18 protein-coding genes are annotated in these 19,759 nt (G+C 64.3%); 13 read left to right on the forward strand and 5 right to left on the reverse strand.

Annotated features, from left to right (window positions below; genetic code table 11):
• Positions 1 to 176: 176 nt before the first annotated feature.
• The 3 genes from NGM15_RS07055 (at position 177) to NGM15_RS07065 (ending at position 2,755) form a co-directional block, all read left to right on the forward strand.
• Positions 177 to 920: a potassium channel family protein gene (locus tag NGM15_RS07055; protein WP_253437101.1), complete on the forward strand. Its 744-nt coding sequence runs from the start codon at positions 177 to 179 to the stop codon at positions 918 to 920.
• A gap of 1 nt (position 921) precedes the next feature.
• On the forward strand, positions 922 to 1,152 hold the full coding sequence (locus tag NGM15_RS07060) for an Lrp/AsnC family transcriptional regulator (RefSeq protein ID WP_253437104.1): 231 nt from the start codon (positions 922 to 924) through the stop codon (positions 1,150 to 1,152).
• Positions 1,153 to 1,225: 73 nt separating this feature from the next.
• Positions 1,226 to 2,755, forward strand: coding sequence for a dihydrolipoyl dehydrogenase (locus tag NGM15_RS07065; protein WP_253437107.1), 1,530 nt, complete (start codon positions 1,226 to 1,228; stop codon positions 2,753 to 2,755).
• A gap of 78 nt (positions 2,756 to 2,833) precedes the next feature.
• Here the strand turns inward: NGM15_RS07065 and pdhA are convergent, their stop codons facing one another.
• A complete protein-coding gene (pdhA, locus tag NGM15_RS07070) occupies positions 2,834 to 3,880 on the reverse strand; it encodes a pyruvate dehydrogenase (acetyl-transferring) E1 component subunit alpha (RefSeq protein WP_253437110.1) in 1,047 nt (348 codons plus the stop codon).
• A gap of 139 nt (positions 3,881 to 4,019) precedes the next feature.
• Here pdhA and NGM15_RS07075 point away from each other — a divergent pair, with 139 nt between their 5' ends.
• Positions 4,020 to 4,340 (forward strand): DUF7991 family protein, encoded by a 321-nt coding sequence (locus NGM15_RS07075; RefSeq protein ID WP_253437112.1) that lies wholly within the window; start codon positions 4,020 to 4,022, stop codon positions 4,338 to 4,340.
• Positions 4,341 to 4,389: 49 nt separating this feature from the next.
• Here the strand turns inward: NGM15_RS07075 and tmk are convergent, their stop codons facing one another.
• Positions 4,390 to 4,995 carry a dTMP kinase gene (gene tmk, locus NGM15_RS07080; RefSeq protein ID WP_253437115.1) on the reverse strand — a complete coding sequence of 202 codons (606 nt, stop codon included), beginning with the start codon at positions 4,993 to 4,995 and terminating at the stop codon, positions 4,390 to 4,392.
• Between the two features lie 125 nt (positions 4,996 to 5,120).
• Here tmk and NGM15_RS07085 point away from each other — a divergent pair, with 125 nt between their 5' ends.
• Positions 5,121 to 6,059 carry a complex I NDUFA9 subunit family protein gene (locus tag NGM15_RS07085; protein WP_253437117.1) on the forward strand — a complete coding sequence of 313 codons (939 nt, stop codon included), beginning with the start codon at positions 5,121 to 5,123 and terminating at the stop codon, positions 6,057 to 6,059.
• 22 nt (positions 6,060 to 6,081) lie between these two features.
• Here NGM15_RS07085 and NGM15_RS07090 read toward each other — a convergent pair whose 3' ends face one another.
• Positions 6,082 to 7,779, reverse strand: a complete 1,698-nt coding sequence (locus NGM15_RS07090) for a formate--tetrahydrofolate ligase (protein ID WP_253437120.1) — start codon at positions 7,777 to 7,779, stop codon at positions 6,082 to 6,084.
• A 285-nt stretch (positions 7,780 to 8,064) separates the two neighbouring features.
• Between NGM15_RS07090 and NGM15_RS07095 the strand changes: the two genes are divergently transcribed.
• From NGM15_RS07095 to cofG, 3 genes are all read left to right on the forward strand, one after another.
• A complete protein-coding gene (locus NGM15_RS07095) occupies positions 8,065 to 9,246 on the forward strand; it encodes a tubulin/FtsZ family protein (RefSeq protein WP_253437123.1) in 1,182 nt (393 codons plus the stop codon).
• A gap of 262 nt (positions 9,247 to 9,508) precedes the next feature.
• The gene (gene cofC, locus NGM15_RS07100) at positions 9,509 to 10,144 is read left to right on the forward strand and encodes a 2-phospho-L-lactate guanylyltransferase (protein ID WP_253437126.1); all 636 of its coding nucleotides are present in this window, start codon (positions 9,509 to 9,511) and stop codon (positions 10,142 to 10,144) included.
• Positions 10,145 to 10,237: 93 nt separating this feature from the next.
• On the forward strand, positions 10,238 to 11,428 hold the full coding sequence (cofG, locus tag NGM15_RS07105) for a 7,8-didemethyl-8-hydroxy-5-deazariboflavin synthase subunit CofG (RefSeq protein ID WP_253437129.1): 1,191 nt from the start codon (positions 10,238 to 10,240) through the stop codon (positions 11,426 to 11,428).
• A gap of 319 nt (positions 11,429 to 11,747) precedes the next feature.
• On the opposite strand, the gene ubaA is transcribed toward cofG, so the two are convergent.
• Positions 11,748 to 12,593 (reverse strand): SAMP-activating enzyme E1, encoded by an 846-nt coding sequence (ubaA, locus tag NGM15_RS07110; RefSeq protein WP_253437131.1) that lies wholly within the window; start codon positions 12,591 to 12,593, stop codon positions 11,748 to 11,750.
• A 124-nt stretch (positions 12,594 to 12,717) separates the two neighbouring features.
• Between ubaA and NGM15_RS07115 the strand changes: the two genes are divergently transcribed.
• From NGM15_RS07115 to NGM15_RS07125, 4 genes are all read left to right on the forward strand, one after another.
• Positions 12,718 to 12,903 carry an HVO_0416 family zinc finger protein gene (locus tag NGM15_RS07115; RefSeq protein ID WP_253437134.1) on the forward strand — a complete coding sequence of 62 codons (186 nt, stop codon included), beginning with the start codon at positions 12,718 to 12,720 and terminating at the stop codon, positions 12,901 to 12,903.
• Positions 12,904 to 13,158: 255 nt separating this feature from the next.
• The gene (locus NGM15_RS18900; protein WP_425494473.1) at positions 13,159 to 13,317 is read left to right on the forward strand and encodes a DUF7563 family protein; all 159 of its coding nucleotides are present in this window, start codon (positions 13,159 to 13,161) and stop codon (positions 13,315 to 13,317) included.
• 227 nt (positions 13,318 to 13,544) lie between these two features.
• Positions 13,545 to 15,473 (forward strand): UvrD-helicase domain-containing protein, encoded by a 1,929-nt coding sequence (locus NGM15_RS07120; protein WP_253437137.1) that lies wholly within the window; start codon positions 13,545 to 13,547, stop codon positions 15,471 to 15,473.
• A gap of 242 nt (positions 15,474 to 15,715) precedes the next feature.
• A complete protein-coding gene (locus NGM15_RS07125) occupies positions 15,716 to 16,813 on the forward strand; it encodes a M24 family metallopeptidase (protein WP_253437140.1) in 1,098 nt (365 codons plus the stop codon).
• Between the two features lie 182 nt (positions 16,814 to 16,995).
• Here the strand turns inward: NGM15_RS07125 and NGM15_RS07130 are convergent, their stop codons facing one another.
• Positions 16,996 to 17,466: a PaaI family thioesterase gene (locus tag NGM15_RS07130; protein WP_253437143.1), complete on the reverse strand. Its 471-nt coding sequence runs from the start codon at positions 17,464 to 17,466 to the stop codon at positions 16,996 to 16,998.
• A 236-nt stretch (positions 17,467 to 17,702) separates the two neighbouring features.
• Here NGM15_RS07130 and NGM15_RS07135 point away from each other — a divergent pair, with 236 nt between their 5' ends.
• Positions 17,703 to 19,181, forward strand: coding sequence for a PAS domain S-box protein (locus NGM15_RS07135; protein ID WP_253437146.1), 1,479 nt, complete (start codon positions 17,703 to 17,705; stop codon positions 19,179 to 19,181).
• The last annotated feature ends 578 nt before the right edge of the window (positions 19,182 to 19,759 follow it).

Genomic DNA, 19,759 nt, shown 5'->3' on the forward strand with positions numbered 1-19,759 from the left:
CGTCGGTATCTCGAGTCGTAGCTCATAGTCCTGCTGGTCGTCCTCGAGCGACGCGTTCGGCGACGTGGAACTTTGACCCGTCGTGGGCCACTCCGACTCGTCGTCACCGCGCCTACTCACACCCACGCCCGTGAACCGGGGTAACATTATTCACGGCCGCCGGCGTAGCCCACTCCATGCGGTTCGTCATCATCGGCGCCGGTCGGGTCGGCCTCCGCACTGCGCGCGTCTTGCGCGAGGAGGGTCACGAGGTAACGCTGGTCGAGTACGACGAGGCAAAGGTCCGCCGTGCGCGCGGTCAGGACTTCGAGGTCGTCCAGGGCGACGGCTCTCGCGAGGAGACCCTCGAGGAAGCGGGCGTCCATCGGGCCGACGCCCTCGGCGCATTGACGGGCGACCTGAACGTCAACTTCGCGGCGTGCATGATCGCCAAACACCACGGCTGTCGGACGATCATGCGCATCGACGAGGACTACCGCGAAGAGATCTACCGCAAGTACGCCGACGAGGTCGACGACGTGATCTACCCCGAGCGCCTGGGCGCGATGGGCGCGAAGAACGCACTCCTGGGCGGGACGATTCGGGCCATCGCGGACATCGCCCAGCATCTCCAGGTAGTCGAGTTGACGATCACCGACGAAGCCCCGGTTCGGGGGTACACGATCAGCGAACTCCAGCTGCCGGCCAACGCAACCCTGCTCGCGTTCGGTAAGGCGGGCCACCAGCTCGCGATTCCAACCGAGGACGAGTCGCTCGAGACTGGCGACCGCCTGGTCGTCCTGGCGGATTTCGACGTGTTGAGCGACGTCAGACAGATTCTCGTGGGCGAGTCACCGGATCGGCCGGTGTCGGCCGATGGCGGAAGTGTCGACGGGATCCCGAATGCAGCGAACGACGGCGAACACGACGGAGGCAACTAGTATGGTCACCGCGTTCATCATGATCAAGGCGAATACGGGCGAGGCGGATCGACTCAGGGACAACATCGAAGAGATCGAGGGCGTCGAATCGGCGCACATCGTCGCGGGCGACGTCGACATCATCGCGAAAGCGCGCGTCAAGACGCCCGCTGCAGTGAAGGAAATTTCGGCGACCCGGATCCAGGGCATTCAGGGCGTCGAGGACACGCAGACGTACATCGCGATGGACTGATCGGTAGTCTCGACGTCGCCAGGTGATCGGTTCGACCTCGGTGATTTATGCTGTTTTGTCCCGTGAAACCCGTATGCAGGAGTTTGACTTTCTCGTCGTTGGATCGGGTTCGGGCCTCGACGTGGCGAACGCAGCCGTCAACCAGGGACAGTCCGTTGCCGTGGTCGAGAAGGGGCGTCTCGGCGGGACGTGTCTCAGTCGTGGTTGCATTCCCTCGAAGATGTTGCTCTATCACGCCGACGTCCTCGAGACGATCGAGTCCGCCGACGAGTTCGGGATCGACGCGACCGTCGACGACGTCGACTTCGCCGGTATCGTCCGCGAGGTCAACGAAGACGTGAAAGCGGACGCCGAATCGATCCGCCGCGGCCTGCGCTCCTCGTCTGATCACGCCCTGTTCGAGGCCGAGGGACGATTCGTCGACGACCGAACGCTCGAGATCTCCGGCGGCGAGGATGACGGCGAACGCCTCCGGGCCGACACGATCCTCATCGCGGCCGGGACTCGCCCGACAATCCCGCCGATCGAGGGCATTCAGGACGTCGAGTACCTGACCAGTACCGAGGCGCTGCGCCTCGAGCGTCCACCGGAACACCTGGTGATCGTCGGAGGCGGGTACGTCGCGGCCGAACTTGGCCACTTCTTCGACACGTTCGGCAGCGACGTGACGATCGTCGGGAGGCGGCCGTTGCTCCTCCCCGAGGCCGACGACGAGGTCGCCGAGGCGTTCACCGACCGATTCGACGACCGGTTCACCGTCTACACCGGCCACGAGGCGACCGCCGTCTCGGCCTCCGACGGTCAGATCACCGTCGAGGCGAAGCCCTACGAGTACGGCGATGGACTCCTCGAGGACGCTCAGCCGGTGACCGCCACCGGCGACGCGCTGTTGGTCGCCGCCGGTCGCCGACCGAACACGGACACTCTGAACCTCGAGGCGACGGGCGTCGAGACGGATGCTCGAGGCTTCGTCGAGACCGACAAGTACCTGCGGACGGCCGCCGAGGGCGTCTGGGCGCTCGGCGACATCGTCGGCGAGTTCCTGCTGAAACACAGCGCGAACCACGAAGCCCAGGCGGTCGCCCGCAACCTCTTCGGGGACGAACTCCAGCCGGTCGATTACGACGCGATGCCGTTCGCCGTCTTCACGTCCCCCGAAGTCGCCGGTGTCGGCGCTCGCGAGGCCGACCTCCGGGACGACGGTCGGGAGTACGCGACGAACACGTACCGCTACGAGGACACCGCCCGCGGCGCGGCGATGAAAGCCGAGGGGTTCGTGAAGGTGCTCATCGATCTCGAGGGAACGATCCTGGGGTGTCACATCGTAGGGCCGGACGCCTCGACGCTGATCCAGGAGGTCGTCGTCGCGATGAAGTCCGGTTCGGGGACGGTCCAGGACGTTCGGAGTGCGGTCCACGTTCACCCGGCGCTCCCCGAGGTCGTCCAGCGCGCGTTTGCTGGGCAGTTCGCCCGAGGTGACAGCCACGATCACGATGCCCAATCCGACCATCATCACGGTCACGGTGACGATCACCGAGACGATCATCAAGACGATCACGGTGACGACCACCAGGACGATCACGACTCCGACCATCAACACTAACGCCCGTCTTCACCGAGCAACGCCTCTCGAGAAGCGACCACAAAGACCGCACGTTCGAGACTCGAACTCGCTCGCGCGTTAGTGCTCGAGTTCCTGCACGTCGTGGTCGGCGAGAAAGCCCTCGAGCCAGGCGCGCTGGTCCTCGAGCCGGGGCGTCGGCTCGTCGTAGACGGATTCGAACACGTCCGACGGATCGGGGGCCGGCGCCTCCTCGGCCGTCTCGACGGCCGCCTCGACTTCGGCCTCGACGTCCTCGCGGACCGACTCGACGACGTCGTCGTCCAGGACGCCCTGCTCGCGGAGATACGTTTCGTAGCGCTCGAGCGGGTCAGCGGTTCGCCACTCGGGGAGGTCCTCGCGGTCGTCGCGATACCGCGAGGGGTCGTCGCTGGTCGTGTGGGCGCCCTGGCGGTAGGTCAGGCTCTCGACGAGGATCGGTTCGCCGTCGCGGGCGCGCTCGAGGGCGCGCTTCGTGACGCCCAGGACGGCCAGCGGGTCGTTCCCGTCGACCTGGACGCCGGCGAAGCCGTAGGCCTCGGCCTTCTGGGCGATGGTGGCGCTCGCGGTCTGTTTCTCCCGGGGGAGCGAAATCGCCCAGTCGTTGTTCTCACAGAAGAAAACCGTTGGCGCGTCGAAGACGCCCGCGAAGTTGAGTCCCTCGTGGAAGTCGCCCTCGCTCGTGGCGCCGTCGCCGAAGTAACAGAGGACGGCCTCGTCGGACGCGCGGTAGTTCGCGGCCATCCCCAGCCCTGCCGCGTGGGGAATCTGAGTCGCGATGGGGACCGCCTGCGGGAATACGTTGAGGTCGTGGTTCGAGGTGTACTCGGGGTGGCCCCGCCGAAAGAGGAAGATGTCGCTCATCGGGACGCCGTGGGCGATCTGGAGCGCGTTCGAACGGTAGGTCGGGACGACCCAGTCGTCCTCGTCGAGGGCGTGGGCGGCCCCCACCTGCGAGGCCTCTTGCCCCTTGTAGGGCGGGTAGCCACTCATCCAGCCCCGGCGCTGGAGGGCCAGCGCCCGCTCGTCGAAGCGTCGCGTCCGGACCAGATCCCGGTAACACGCGAGCGCCTCCGTCTCGCCAAACGGCGTCTCCTCGAGGTCGTACTCCCCGATGATTCGGTGCATGGCGGGTGGGTCACCCGGAGCGGTGAAAGTGGTTCTGGTTCCGACGCGTTCGCCGCGAGTTCAGGTTCAGGTATAGGTTCAGGTATAGGTTCAGGTTCAGGTTCGACAGGGAAAAGAGCCCCCGGCCGATACTCGAGGTATGGTGTCGCCCCTCGACGCGATCGGGCTCCTCGTTATCGTCGGTGCCCACACGTTGTTTGCCGCCGTCGCGACCCGCTTCTTCCGCATTCGACTCGAAACCGACTGGGGAACCCTGGTTTACGTCGCGCTCGTGATACCCGTCGTGCTATTCGTCTCGCTACTGGTCCTCTCCGGTCCGCTGGGACTGGGACCAAATCTCGGCTCGGCGGTGACGGCGTTCGTCGTGGCCATCGCCCTGCCGATCATGCTGGGGTACACGATCGACGTGTTCTGGATGCCACACCCTGAAGAGGTCGACCTGCCGGACACCGCTGAGTGACGTCCCCGTCGAATCGTCTAATAGTCGAATCGTCGAACCTGCAGCGCGATCAGCGCGCGTCCGCTTCGAGGCGGTCCGCCAGCACCGACTCGACGGCCTCGAGGACGTCCTCCGGGGGCTGGCTGGCGTCGACCCGGACGAACCGGTCGGGTTCGTTCTCGAGCAGGCGCTCGTAGTTCGCCCGTACCTGCGAGAGGTACGCGGCGTGTTCGAACTTGTTCGTCGCGCCCGCTCGAGCGGCGGCCGTCTCCGGATCGAGGTCGAGATAGATCGTCAGGTCCGGGTCGATCGTGAACGCCCGGTGGATGCCCACGATGTACTCCATCGGTCGGGTGACTTGCCCCTCGAGGGTCGCCCCCTGGTAGGCGTAGCGCGAGTCCGAGTACCGGTCGGAGATGACCAGGTCGCCACGCTCGAGGGCGGGTTCGATCACGCGCGAGAGGTGGTCGGCGTGGTCGGCGGTGTACAGGAAGAGTTCCGCGAGGGAGTCGGCATCGTCGTCCTGGATCGAGCGGTAGACGGCTTCCCCGTACCAGGATCCCGTCTCGCCCGACGTCGGTTCCCGGGTGAACGTCGCGTCTGGATAGACGTCGTGTAAAGCCTCCCAGACCGTCGTCTTGCCGGTGCCGTCCAGTCCCTCGAGCGTGACCAACATACACGAATATCCTGCCGTGGGGTACAATTATGTGTCGACGACAGGTCGTCGCTCGAGACCGCGCTGTACGCTGAGGTACGCTGTAAGGCCGTACTTATAAGCCGCCCGACATCCTCTCTCGAACCATGAACGTACTGGTCGCCGGCGGAACCGGCTTCATTGGCACGAATTTGTGTCGCGAGTTGCGAGACCGCGGCCACGACGTGACTGCACTCGCTCGGGATCCGAACCCCGACTCGGTCCCGGAGGGCGTCGAAACCGCGGTGGGCGACGTGAGTGCGTACGATTCGATCGTCGAGACGGTCGCCGACCACGACGCCGTCGTCAACCTCGTCTCGCTCTCGGTGCTGTATCAGCCGCCGAGCGGAACCAGTCACGAGGAGGTCCACTTCGGCGGGACGAAGAACCTCCTGGACGCGGCCGAGGAGGGAGGTGTGCAGCGGTTCGTCCAGATGAGTAACATGGGAGCGGATCCGACCAGCGACGTCGCCTTCTTCCGCGCGAAAGGAATGGCCGAAGACGCCGTTCGCGAGTCCGACCTCGAGTGGACCATCTTCTGTCCATCCGTCGTCTTCGGCGACGGTGGCGAGTTCGTCGAGTTCACGAAGAAACTGACGACCCCCTACCTCACAATACTGCCAGGCGGGGGAAACACCCCCTTCCAGCCGATCTGGGTTGGCGACCTGGTGTCCATGCTAGCGGACGCGCTCGAGGACGACCGCCATGTCGGCGAGCGCTACGAAATCGGCGGTCCCGACGTGTTCACGCTGAAAGAAGTGACCAAACTGGCCTACAGGGCCGAGGGGCGCTCGGTGACCGTCTTTCCGGTGCCGATGGCGCTGGCGAAGCTGGGATCCATTCTCGTCGGGCCGGTACCGTTTGTCCCGTTCGGACCGGACCAGGTTCGGTCGCTCAAACTCGACGATACCGTCACGAACAACGATGTGACGGCGTTCGACCGAACCGAGGCCGACCTGCGGACGCTCGAGGAGTACCTCGGGCTTTCGGGATCGGAGTCAGGGTCGGAATCGTCACCCTCGAGTCACCAATCGGAAGCCGCCTGACGGGCACTGGCCATCAGCGTGGTCACAGCCCGGTAATCGTTCCGTCGGGCCGGACGTCGAGTGCTTTCGCCGCCGGTTCGGCCGGGAGCCCCGGCATCGTCATCACGTCGCCGGTGAGCGCGACGACGAAGCCCGGCCCCGCGGCGGGGTAGAGCCGACGAATCGAAAGCGTCCACCCCGAGGGAACGCCGAAGGCCGTGGGATCGTCCGACAGCGACGACGGAACCTTCGAGATGCACACCGGAAGGTCGTCGAATCCGTGTTCGGCGAGGTGCTCGAGATCCGTCCTGGCCTGGGCGGTGAATTCGACGCCGTCGGCGCCGTATACCTCGGTTGCGATCGTCTCGATCTTCTCCCGAACGGCGGCCTCGAGGTCGTACAGCGGCTCGAAGTCCGGCGCCCCGCGGTCGGCCGCGTCGCGGACGGCGCGGGCGAGTTCGATTCCGCCCTCGCCGCCGTTCCGGTACACGTCTGACACCTCGGCCGTGACGCCGCGTTCGCGACAGTGTGCCTGCACGGCCTCGAGTTCGGCTGCCGTGTCGTCCGGGAATCGGTTGATGGCGACGACCGGCTCGAAGCCAACGTGCTCGAGCACGTCCAGATGATGGTCAAGATTTTCGAATCCTGCTCGGAGCGCCCCCAGGGAGTCGTCGGTCTCGCCGGCGAGGCCGTCGCTCCCGTGGTGTTCCAGGGCGCGAACCGTCGCGACCAGCACGACGGCGTCGGGCTCGAGGTCGTTTCGTGACACGATGTCGAAGAACTTCTCGGCCCCGAGGTCGGCCCCGAAGCCGGCCTCGGTGACGACGTACTCGGCGTGGGTGAGCGCGAGTCGATCCGCGAGGATGCTGCTCGTCCCGTGGGCGATGTTCGCGAACGGGCCGCCGTGGACGAACGCCGGCGTCCCGGCGAGGGTCTGGACGAGGTTCGGCCTGATGGCGTCGCGAAGGACGGCGGCGACGGCGCCGGTGGCCTCGAGGTCGTCGACCGTGACGGACTCGCCGTCGACGTCGGAGGCGACGATGACGCGACCGACCCGCTGTTTGAGGTCGGGAATGTCGCTCGCCATGCCGACGACGGCCATCAGCTCCGAGGCGGCCGTGATGACGAACTCGGCTTCCCTGGGGACGCCGTTTACGGACCCACCGAGGCCGACGACGACGTTCCGGAGTGCACGGTCGTTCATATCCATCGCTCGCGGCCAGACGACCCCATCGGGGTCGATGGTCGGTTCGTTTCCCTGGTGAAGGTGGTTGTCGAGCATCGCCGCGATGAGGTTGTGCGCGACGGTGATCGCGTGGATGTCGCCCGTGAAGTGAACGTTGATCTCGTCCATCGGAACGACCTGAGCGTACCCACCGCCTGCAGCGCCGCCTTTGATACCGAAAATCGGGCCGAGCGAGGGCTGGCGGATCGCGACTGCCGCGTTCTCGCCGAGTTCACCCAGCGCCTGCCCGAGCCCGACGGTCGTCACGGTCTTGCCCTCGCCCGCCCGCGTCGGCGTCATCGCCGTGACGAGGACGAGTCGCCCGTCCTGCTCGCCCGCGGACGCTCGCTGGATCGCCTCGTGGGTTACCTTCGCCTTGTGCGTCCCGATTCGCTCGATCTCCGTCGGCTCGAGGCCGAGATCCGCGGCGACGTCCTGGATGGGACGATACGTCGCGGCGTTGGAGATTTCGGCGTCGCTGGGTATCGCTTCAAATTGTGAATCCGTCCTGATCATAGGGAGTACTCGACCAGCCGAAACGGTATAATAGGTGCCTGATTGTTACGTGCTGGGAACGGCATACGGCGGTGGCGTGAGCCCGGTTCCAGCACGCGGAGCAACCCCGTTCTCAGTTCAAATAATCGACCAGTATGAGGGTTTCACGGCGACGTTCACGACGCACTCACACCGTCGCCCTCTGCCAGATTCCGTCGACGTTCAGGGGTGTGAGACTTTCAGACTAACACAAAGTTTATATCCCTCATCGCTCTGTTTTCGAGTCAACGGAGCCCCCTACTAACAATGAAGTTGGCGATGATTGGATTCGGACAGGCCGGTGGGAAGGTCGTCGATCGATTTCTCGATTTCGACGACCGGACCAACAGCGGAATCGTCCGTGCGGCGATCGCTGTAAACTCCGCGAAAGCGGACCTCATCGGACTCGAGAATATACCCCAGGAGAATCGCGTGCTCATCGGCCAGGCCCGGGTAAAGGGCCACGGCGTGGGCGCAGACAACGAACTCGGCGCGGAAATCGCCGAGGAAGACATCGACGAGGTGCAAAACGCCGTCGACGCCATCCCGACTCACGAGGTCGACGCGTTCCTCGTCGTTTCGGGCATGGGCGGCGGCACGGGTTCGGGCGGCGCGCCCGTCCTCGCGAAGCACCTCAAACGTATCTACACGATCCCCGTCTACGGTCTGGGCATCCTACCCGGGACGGACGAGGGTGGCATCTACACGCTGAACGCCGCCCGTTCGTTCCAGACGTTCGTCCGCGAGGTCGACAACCTGCTCGTCTTCGACAACGACTCCTGGCGACAGACCGGCGAGTCCGTCGAGGGCGGCTACGATCAGATCAACGAGGAGATCGTCCGTCGCTTCGGCATCCTCTTCGGTGCCGGCGAGGTTGGCGAGGGCCAGGAAGTCGCCGAGAGCGTCGTCGACTCCTCGGAGATCATCAACACCCTCTCGGGTGGCGGCGTCTCGACGGTCGGGTACGCCTCCGAGGACGTCGAACTCAACACCAGTGGTGGGCTCCTCTCTCGATTTACCGGCGGTGGCGCCGGCGCCGACGACGGCCTCGACGCGGCCAACACGACCAACCGCATCACGAGCCTCGTCCGCAAGGCCGCCCTCGGCCGCCTGACCCTGCCCTGCGAGATCGAGGGCGCCGAGCGCGCCCTGCTCGTCCTCTCCGGCCCCAGCGAGTACCTGAACCGGAAAGGCATCGAGCGCGGGCGGAAGTGGCTCGAGGAGGAAACCGGCAGCATGGAGGTCCGCGGCGGGGACTACCCCCAGAACGTCCCCGAAGTGTCGGCGGCGATCTTGCTCTCGGGCGTGACGAACGTCCCGCGAATCAAGCGCCTCCAGCAGGTAGCCATCGAGGCCCAGGACAACATGGAGGACATCGAGTCCCAGAGCAAGGAGAACCTCGAGACCCTCGTCGAGGACGACGAGGACGAACTCGAGCCGCTGTTCTGAGCTGACCGGCCCCCGTCCTCTGTTTTCGTGGATCGGCGGTTTCTGTGCGTACGACGCGTACGGCGGTTTTGAGGTGTTCGACCGTGCGACACGTTCGACCCGTTCGCCCCTTCAGATCACCCTCGAGCGACGGCCGTCGACCCTATGCTCTCTGACGACCGGCCGCATTCCTTCGGGCCACTGCTAGTAATCGACGGAAGAACTCCACGACACAACGCCGACTCCGAGGCGCTTTTACTCCCTGGTTCGAAAGGGTCGACGAATGCAGGTCGTCGTTCCATTCGCCGACGAATCCCCCAAGTCCCGCCTCGCGCCCGTCCTCGAGCGCGAGGAGCGACGACGACTCGCCCGAGCGATGATCGCCGACGTCTGCTCGACGCTCCGAGCGGTGGGTCGAGACCCGACGATTCTCGCGACGGAGCCACTTTCGGCGTCGACGCTGAACGCGCTCGACGATCCCGAAGTGAACGTGATCGTCGACGACCAGGCGCTCTCGCCCGCGGTCAACGCCGTCCTCGAGTCCGTTGACCACACGGTCGCGATCGTCATGGCAGATCTGGCGCTCGCGACGCCCGCGGCACTCGAGACGCTGTTCGAGACGCCCGGCGACGTAGTCGTCGCACCGGGACGCGGCGGCGGCACGAACGCGCTCGTCGTTCGTCACCCCGAGTTCCGCACGGACTACCACGGCGCGTCCATTCTAGACCACCGGGAGCAGGCCCGCGAAATCGGGACGACCCTGGAGACGGTCGACTCCTTCCGGCTGGCGACCGACATCGACGAGCCGGCGGACCTGGTCGAGGGATGGCTCCACGGTGGCGGCCACACGCGAGCGGCGCTCGAGGCGTTCGGCTTCGACCTCGAGATGACCGAGGGGCGAGTTCGGCTGGTTCGGTAGACGAGAGTGGGTATTCGCATGTGCCGGCGTCGCCCGGTTGCCGGTAAAGTGAAGCGTTTTAGGCCGGGGACGACTCCCTCCAGACGAGAACCGATGATTCCGGGGACAGCGGAGTACGACGTCGAGGTGTCCATCGCCGAATCCGAGATCGAGCGCCTGCTTCAGGTGACGCCGAGCGACGTCGAACCCGCCCCCGAACTCTCGTTCTGTCGGAACGTGTTCATCCCGCTCACGACCGCCTGCCGGTACACCTGCACCTACTGCACGTACTTCGACCCGCCGGGCCAGGCCTCGCTCCTCTCGCTCCAGGAGGTCCGCGACATCTGCCGACGAGGGTCAGACGCCGGCTGTACCGAGGCACTGTTCACGTTCGGTGACGACCCCGACGATCGGTACACACGGATTCACAACCAGCTCGCCGACTGGGGCCACGACTCGATCCACGACTACCTGCGGGCGGCCTGCGAGGCCGCTCTCGAGGAAGGACTGCTCCCGCACTCGAACCCCGGCGATCAGACACTCGAGCAGATGGCCAAGGTGGCGGACGTGAACGCGAGCATGGGTGTGATGCTCGAGACGACGGCCGACGTAGACGCCCACGCGGGGGCGCGACGAAAGCTACCCGGCCAGCGCCTGCGGACGATTCGGAACGCGGGCGAACTCGACGTGGCGTTCACGACCGGGATCCTGGTCGGCATCGGAGAGTCCTGGCGTGACCGCGCCGAGAGCCTGCTCGCGATTCGCGAACTGCACGAACGCTACGATCACGTCCAGGAGGTGATCGTCCAGCCCGTCGCAAACAACGAGCGCTGGACGGACGGGTCGCCCGGCCTCGAGACGATGCGTCGGGTGACGGCGATGGCGCGGGTCGCCCTCCCCGAGGAAGTGTCGGTCCAGGTGCCCCCGAACCTCGCCCCCGCCCGGGATCTGGTCGACTGCGGCATCGACGACCTCGGCGGCGTCTCGCCGGTGACCGACGACCACATCAACCCGGACTACGCCTGGCCCGCGCTGGACGAACTCGAGGCCGTCGCCGAGCATGCCGGCGTTCCGCTCCGCGAACGGCTACCGATCTACGAGCGGTTCCTGCCTGCCGGGATGCGAAGTGCCGATTTCGACGGGGTCCTGGCCGACGGGGTCGACGGAATACAGGCCAGCGGCGTCGACGACGGAGTGAAGCGAGCGAGCGACGCCCACGGTCGAGCGTGGCTCTCCTCAACGATTCGGCAGGCTCTCGAGGCCGACGACGACGCCGGGCGCCGCTTTCGAGCGACGCTCGAGTAGCCCGCTGGAGAAGGGCCAGCTTCCGGACGCCGCGGTCGTGATCGTGCTCGACAGGCAATACGTGCGACACGGGTCGGTTCTGAGGACGGCGTTTACTCGAAATCGAGTTGGAGAACGGCGCTGTCAGCAACGGTGACCGGTGTGACTGGGTTTTATGTACGAGTATAACTAATCCAGTACTATGGCAACAGTCAGCGCCTGCCCGAAGTGCGGTTCCAGTTCGCTCGGCCTCGAACAGCGCGGCTTTGCGTGCGGCGATTGCGACTGGGTCGCCTGTCCAGAGTACCTGATGGAAGTGTAGGCGCCCCGTCGGCGGCGGTTACTCGGCCGGTAGCGAACAGGTTTCTTCGTAGCTCGCGTCACGAACCGACTCGATAGCGGGCTCTTCGCCACAAACTGGGCAGTCCGGATTGTGCCTGAGTTCGACGGTCTCGAAGGTCATTCCCATCGCATCGTACAGCAAGAGGCGTCCCTCGAGCGTCTCGCCCGTTTCGAGGAGGAGCTTTACGACCTCGGTCGCCTGGATGCAGCCGACGGTTCCTGGCAGGACGCCGAGCACGCCGGTCGTCGCGCAGTCGGGAACCGTTCCGGGTTCGGGCGCTTCCGGGAAGAGACAGCGGTAACACGGCGGCGTCGATTCCGTCTCCGTCCCGCGGTTTCGGTTGTCGAACGTCGTGATCTGTCCCTCGAATCGGTAAATCGCGCCGTGAGAGAGTGGCGTCCCGGTCAGGACGCAGTGATCGTTGAGGAGGTACCGGGTCGCGAAGTTGTCACTAGCGTCCAGGACGACGTCGTAGTCGGCGACCAGATCCGCGACGTTCGTCTGGGTGAGGCGTTGCTCGTGTTTCTCGACGGTGACGTCCGGGTTGAGTTGCGTGACGTAGTCGGCCGCGCTGTCCACCTTCGGTCGGCCCACATCGTCGTCGCCGTGGACGATCTGGCGCTGGAGGTTCGACCGATCGACGATGTCGTCGTCGACGATGCCGAGCCGACCGATGCCCGCCGCGGCGAGGTACTGAATTGCTGGCGACCCGAGGCCACCCGCCCCGACGACCAGGACCGACCCCTCGAGCAGCCGTTGCTGGCCTTCGGGGCCGACTTCGTCCATGATGACGTGTCTCGAGTAGCGGTCGAGCTGGGTGGGGTCGAGGCGAAGGTCGCTCATGTTCCACACTTCGGACGGGAACGAGAAAAGTCCGCGGGAACCAACCACGCTGTCAGAGTATGACTGATAATGACTGTCACTACCCGATGCTTTATGTGCGTGTATGGTGTGTTGTAGCATGACTATGGCATCATCACCCAACGGTGCCGGAGACGACGTTTTCGACCAGTTCCTCGCCGACAACGGCCATACGACGGAGCGGGCGGGCTGGGAACGTGATTACAACAAGAAGCAGTGTCCGGATTGCGGCGGCCTTCACGATACGTCCGCGACGACCTGTACCGTCTGTGGGTGGGATCCGCGGCCGTAGCCAGGATCCACATCGCTTTTTCGCCGTGCTCGAGTCGACTTCTTCTCTGTACTCGAATCGACCGTCGCAATCGCCACCGCCCGGTGTGCCTACAGCGTCCAAACGAGCCCAGCGCAGGACGAGGACCGCGATACGCGCTTCGGTGCCGTGGCGCCACGGTACCACGCTATTCCTACTCGACCTTCATAATTTCATATATTCGTAGTCGGTAGAATTATTATACCGTATCGCTGACGGAGAAACGAGGGATCATCAATGCCGAAATGCCAGAACTGCGGTGCGTTCGTGACGGACGCGTATGCGAGAGTGTTTACCCCTCGGAACGTCGACGACCCGCGCGTCTGTCCGGAGTGTACCGACAAGATACGCGACGGCGCGGAGATTCGTCGGGCCCGCTCGCCACGGAATAATTGAATCACACCCCAAAATTGTCCCGAGATCGTTCCCGGAATCGTCCCTAAAGTCCCCGGAACCATCCGAAATTTTCTAGAGAAACCCGTCGACGAGTCACTCTTCGATTCTGTAGCCTCGAAGTCGACGAAAGAGCGAACACGCCGTGGGTCCCTGACTCGTCAATTATTCGCCCGTTCGTCGGATGAAACCCACGTGACTTATAGGAGTCGCGTCCCTGATATGGTACAATGGCTACAACGGAGACGGATGCGGATGCTGAGGCGGGGGCGCACGTCACTCGTCTGTTCGGCGGCCCCGGCAGCGGGAAAACGACGGCACTCCTCGACCACGTCGAAGAGATTCTCGAAGCAGACGACGTGACGTTTCGAGACATCCTCGTCGTCTCCTACACGCGAGCGGCCGCCCAGGAGATTCGAGAACGGCTGGCCGAGCGCCTCGACGAGAGCCCACGCGCCCTCCAGGGCAACGTCTGTACGATGCACGCCAAGGCGTACAACCTGCTCGACCTCTCTCGCGGCGACGTCATCGGCGAGAAGGACAAAGAGGAGTTCTGCGAAGACTACGGCCTCGAGTACGAGGACGAGTACAGCGGCGCAGGACGGCGTACCGCACGGTCGACGACTATCGGGAACAAGATCATCGCGACGAGTCAGTGGCTCCAGCGCACCCGCCGGGACGTCGCCGACTGGTACGACGTACCCTTCCAGTGGGACGTCGAGGAGGTCCGACTCCCGCCCGAAATCGACCCGAACGCCCAAGAGGGGAACAAGTACACGCCGACGTGGCCCTCCGACGACGACCGGATCGACGTCCCCGAGGCGATTCGCGCCTGGCGTAACTACAAGGGACAGGAAGGTAAGATCGGCTTCGCGGACATGCTCGAGCGGGTGAAACAGCGCTCGCTCATCCCGAACGTCGACTACCTGGTCATCGACGAGTTCCAGGACATCACGACCCTGCAGTACGACGTCTACGAAGAGTGGAAACCCCACGTCGAGCGAGTCCTGATCGCCGGCGACGACGACCAGGTCGTCTACTCCTGGCAGGGGGCCGACCCCGCACTCTTGCTCGACGAGGAGGTCGACGAGGACGTCATCCTCCCGAACTCCTACCGGCTGCCCTCGAACGTTCTCAACGCAGTCAACCAGGAGATTCGCCACATCGATGTTCGCCAGGACAAGGACCTCAACCCGCGCAAGGAGGGTGGCCTCGTCGAGGCCTACCAGAACCGATCGATGCTCGACCTGGTTCGGATGGTCCGCCAAACGCTGGTCGAGGACGACGGAACGATCATGCTACTCTTCCGGGCACGCTACCAGATGTTCCAGTTCATCGACGAGTTCATCACCGAGGGGATCCCCTTCACCGCGCTGACCGACCAACGGATGTGGACCGATCGACTGACGCAGTACGTCCGCGCTATCGAGGCCATCGACGCGGACGAAGACGTCACCGGCTTACAGGCCCGGCGCCTCGCCGACATGCTCATGGACTCGGCGTTCGGAACCAACGAACGCGACGCTCTCTTCGACGAGATCGACGAGCGTCAGGAGGACGCCGGTATCGACGACCTCGAGGAACTGATGATCCCGGTGGACGTGATCAGGGACTACGCGCCGTTCCTCCCTGACCCGGCCTCGGCCTCGGACATGGTCCGGAAGGTGACGAACTTCCAGAAGAAGTCGATCAAGGCCTACTTCGCCATCGGCACCTACGAGGGAATGGCCACGGACCAGGTTCGTGTCGGCACGATTCACTCCGCGAAGGGTCGCGAGGCCGACCACGTCTTCGTCGGCACCGACCTCACCGAGAAAGTGGTCGAGCAGATGGTCGCCACGGTCGACGACCCCGAGGACATCCCCGGCGTCGAGGAGTTCACCAAGACCAGCTCGCCCGTACCCGTCCTGACGGACAACGAGCGTCGCGTCTTCTACGTCGGTATGTCCCGCGCCCGGGAACGCCTCGTCCTCCTCGAGAACCTCGTCGACGGCGCGCCGACGCTCTCGATCGACGTCTTGCTCAACAACCGCCAGACCGGCGCCGACCTCGAGGAACTCGTCGAGCAGGCCCAGCTGTCCGAGGACGAGCGACTCGATGGCGAGGGTGACGCCGATGCCGACATCGACGCCGACGAAGCCGAAATCGAAGCGCCGTGACCGAGCGGGCGTCACACCCGACAGCAACCGACGAGACCACGCGAGCGCGGGTGTGGGAGACTATTCGAACGCGCCTCCAGGACCGATCGGCAACGGCGTTCGTTCACTGCGGTCCGGTTCGCGACCCCTTGATCCGATACTGTCTGCTTTTCAGCGGCGATGGCGCTCGGGAACCGAAGTCGGACTCGAACTCGAACTCGAACGCGAACGCGAACGCGAGCACAAAGCCGACCGATTCGACAATGCCGACTGCGAACGCGCTGCTAGCGAACGCGCCGGTCGCTGCCGGAACGACGGTCGCGGTTGCCGTCGACCGCGACCACGACCACGACCACGACCACGACCGTGACCGCGAACGCTGGCACATCGAGACGGCGACCCGGAAACAGCGAGCGAACGGAACGACCCACCCTGCCGAAATCGTGGCGAGGGCGATTTCGCAGGCACACGGAGACGGCGAGAGTTACGAACGCGTCCTGACACCGGCCACGATTCCGCACGACGCCGCCTGCTACCTCGAACGGGCCGGGTTCTCCCTCGCCTCGAGCGACGTTCTGTCGGCGCTTCGAGCGACTAAAGCCGACATCGAACTGGCGGCCCTCGAGCGCGCCCAGACGGCCGCTGCCGACGGCCTCGAGCGAGCGAGGTCGATGCTGGCGGCGGCGACGGTCGTAGACGGTGATGATGATTCCGACACGAAACGCGACGACGTGCGAACGGAAACGGAAACGGGGACGGAAACCAGAACGCGCTCGCTCGAGTTCAGGGGTGAGAGTGAGGGTAATCCCCTCACACCAACCGACGTCTCCGGCGCCGTCGGCCAGGCCGTTCTCGACGCCGGATGCCGACCGGTGTCGACGACCGTGACGGGTGACGATCGGTTAGTGGCCGACCGACCGATCGAGATCGATACGCTTGTTCGGACGCCGTCGGGCTACCACGGCCGGCTCGTTCGAACCCTCGTCGTCGATCCGCACGGCGGGGCCGAACGGCGAGCACACGTCGCGCTCACTCACGCCTTCCGATCGGTCCGGACGATGGCCGGCGCCGGCGACCACACGGTCTCCGCCCTCGAGGCTGACCTCGAGGCGGAGATTCGCGCGTTCGGGTTCGGCGAGTCGGACGAAATCGACGTCCAGGTGGCGGGGATCGGACTCGAGCCTCGAGAGCGACCGATCGGCAGCGGTGAGTCGGTTGCCGTCGGGGCGACGATTTGTGTCGATGCGACGGTGGGGACCGATGCTGGACGCGTTCGTCTCGCGGACGTCCTGGCTCGAACCGAAGACGATGCACAGTGGCTCTCGCCGGTCTCGTGGTCGATGCGGCCCTCGAGTGAGTAGTGGTTCGGTCGTGAGGTGTGAGGTGTGAGGTGTGAGGTGTGAGGTGTGAGTTGGGAGTTGGGAGTTGGGAGTCGTGGGCCAGCGCTCTTGGTTCGACAGTAGTGAATCGCGAACCGCGTATCGTGACTCGTGAACCGCGAATGTCCTAACACTGACCACTGATCACGGCCACAGGCCGGGAGTCACTCCGGCCGAAAGAGCCGATAGGATCCCTGCCCGGTCGCGACTTCTCGCGTTTCTCCGTCCGGTGTCGTGCTCTCGACGGTTACCTCGCTCACGCCGACGCTGGTCCCCGCCCGCACGATTTTGGCCGTCGCCTCGAGATCGCCCGTCGCCGGCCGAAGGTAGTTCACGTTGAGATTGATGGTCGCCGAACCCGCCTCGAGGGGCTTCTCGAAGGTGGTGTGAAAGACGAGGCCGCCGACGGTGTCGACGAGCGTCGCAGCGACGCCGCCGTGAATGTCCGGACGTCGCTCGCTCCCATCGACCCGTGACGGCCGTGTGTTCGTCAGCTTCTCGTCGTAGGGGATGGCCATGCACATCCGCCCCTCAGAGACGTCCTCGACCGTCGTTCCCAGCCACGAGAGGAACTCGTGGTTCTCGTCGATGTATTCCTGCAGAACGGCGGCGATGTCGTCGTAGGACGCAGTCATACCCTCGAGTGTGCAAGCCAGTGATTTGTGTCCTGCGTTTGTGCGCTGGCCCGATCGAGTCAGTTTCTTCGCATTCACTTCGTCCGCAGATGAGCCACCACTCGTATGGCCTCGCGGATACCCACCCCTCGAGTAGCCAACGCGCTGTCGCGCTTTATCCGAAATTTCCGTCTCCTCCTCCCTGTGACGTGCAAAAACACGAACTATCAATAGGGTCCAGTGTAGCTCTCTACACAATGCGAATCGCTTCCAAACTGGTCTCCAGGATCGGAGGTCGGCGGACTATCCTGTATCTCGGTGGGTTCTACACGATAGTTGCCGCCGGATTTCCGCTGGCGTACGCCTTCGAGCTACGAATGCTCGACGACGTGATCACCATCTCGATCCTGTCAGGATTTGCTGGATTGACCCTTCTCTACGGCGGGTACCAGTTACCGAGTACCGACATCAGGCCCGATGCGTACGAGAGCGTGGCCAAATGGTGCCTCCGCGCGATCGGGGCGATACTCGTTATCTTGCTGTTCGTCCACGTCGTTTCGGGCCTCAGCGACGTCGTCGCGAACCTCCTCATCCTCACGTCACTCGCCGCTACTGCTGGTCTCGGGATGGGATACCACGATGGACGGGCGAAGACCCGAACGCTGGACGCCCGGGAACGGCGACGCGAAGCCGAACGCTACAGCCAGGAACTCGAGCGCTACAAGACGATCGTCGAAACCGTCAACGACGGCATCTTCGTCGTCGACGACGACGGGAACTTCCTGCTGGTCAACGATACCTACGCCGAGATGGTCGGATACTCCCGCGACGAACTCGTCGGGTCGCACTCGTCGATGCTCATAGAGGACTCAGAAGCGGACCCGGAGGTGCTGATGGAACGCGCAAAGCGGGACGTCGCGAACGAATCGGACGAACGACTCTCCTACGAGATGGCGCTCGAGACCGCCTCCGGCGAGACGGTCGACGTCGAGTGGACGATTTCACCGCTTCCAGGCCGTGGAGCGGGCAACGAACCGGGTCTCACCGGCGTCGTCCGCGACGTCACCGAACGAAATCGGCGCAAACGGCAACTCGAGAAACAGAACGAACGCCTCGAGAGTTTCGCGGGAATGGTCGCTCACGAACTCCGAAATCCCGTCTCGATCGGCCAGATCTACAGCCGCGAACTCCCGGCAGACGAGAACCCGGAGGCACACGCCTACGTCACCGAGGCCTTCGACCGCATCGAGGACATCATCGAGATCATGCTCGTGCTCACCCAGGGGCGAAGCGTCCACGCCGAGCGCACGCCCATGGAACTCGCGGCGGTCGCCCGCGATGCGTGGGACGAGATCGACGGCGGGGAGGCGACTATCGACATCGAGACCGATCAGACGGCGGTAATCGACGAGACGTACGTCCAACACCTCTTTCGCAACCTCTTCGATAACGCCATCGAGCACGGTGGCAGCGACGTCACCATTACGGTCGGTGATCTCCCGACCGGGTTTTACGTCGCCGACGACGGGGTCGGCATCACCGAGAGCGAACGCGAGGAGATCTTCAAGACGGGGTACACGACGGCCGGCGACCACGGTGGAATGGGCCTCGGGCTCACGTTCGTCCAGGAACTGGTCGACGCCTACGGCTGGGATTGTTCGGTGACCGACAGCGAATCCGGCGGTGCTCGATTCGAGTTCGAGAACGTAATCGAGGCCGAGCCTGTCACCAGTTGAGTGTCGCTCCCGTTCCACTGCACCCTCTGCGCTCTCGATCCCACGTACTCTCGTTCGCGATAGGGGCAGACGGTCCTCGAGTGTCTGTGATTCGAATCCAGTTGATTCGGGTGAGTCGATCATGCGTGCGTTCGCATCGAGTTGGTGTAGTACGAATTTGCGTCGAGCGTCGTCTATGGAGAGCGTCGTCTATGGAGAGCGTCGTCTATGGAGAGCGCCGTCTATGGAGAGCGTCGTCTAGGAGCGTTCTATTCGTCTAAAGAAGCAGCGCGGGGCTAACAATGATGTGGTAGTTGGTTGGTAGTGAGGGCGACGTTGGCAACGACAAACCCCCTCCCCGCGCTGATAGGTAGTTATCCTCGAGAGTCGTAATCGTATCGGCCGAGTTGGGCCGTCCTACACACCCGCTCGAGCCACGATAGCGTGGCGAAACGCCGTCAAAGGCGTTGGTAAGCCGGTATTCCCGGATGTAAGGCAGCCCGATCAGGCCACCACCGCACCAAAACAATTCTTATCTACCGAGTAGCCGTTTTCCTAAGATGGATGGAACGACCTTGAGACGTTCCTCGAACACAACC

Origin of the sequence: Natronosalvus halobius, from assembly GCF_024138145.1 — an archaeon.
Classification (GTDB): domain Archaea; phylum Halobacteriota; class Halobacteria; order Halobacteriales; family Natrialbaceae; genus Natronosalvus; species Natronosalvus halobius.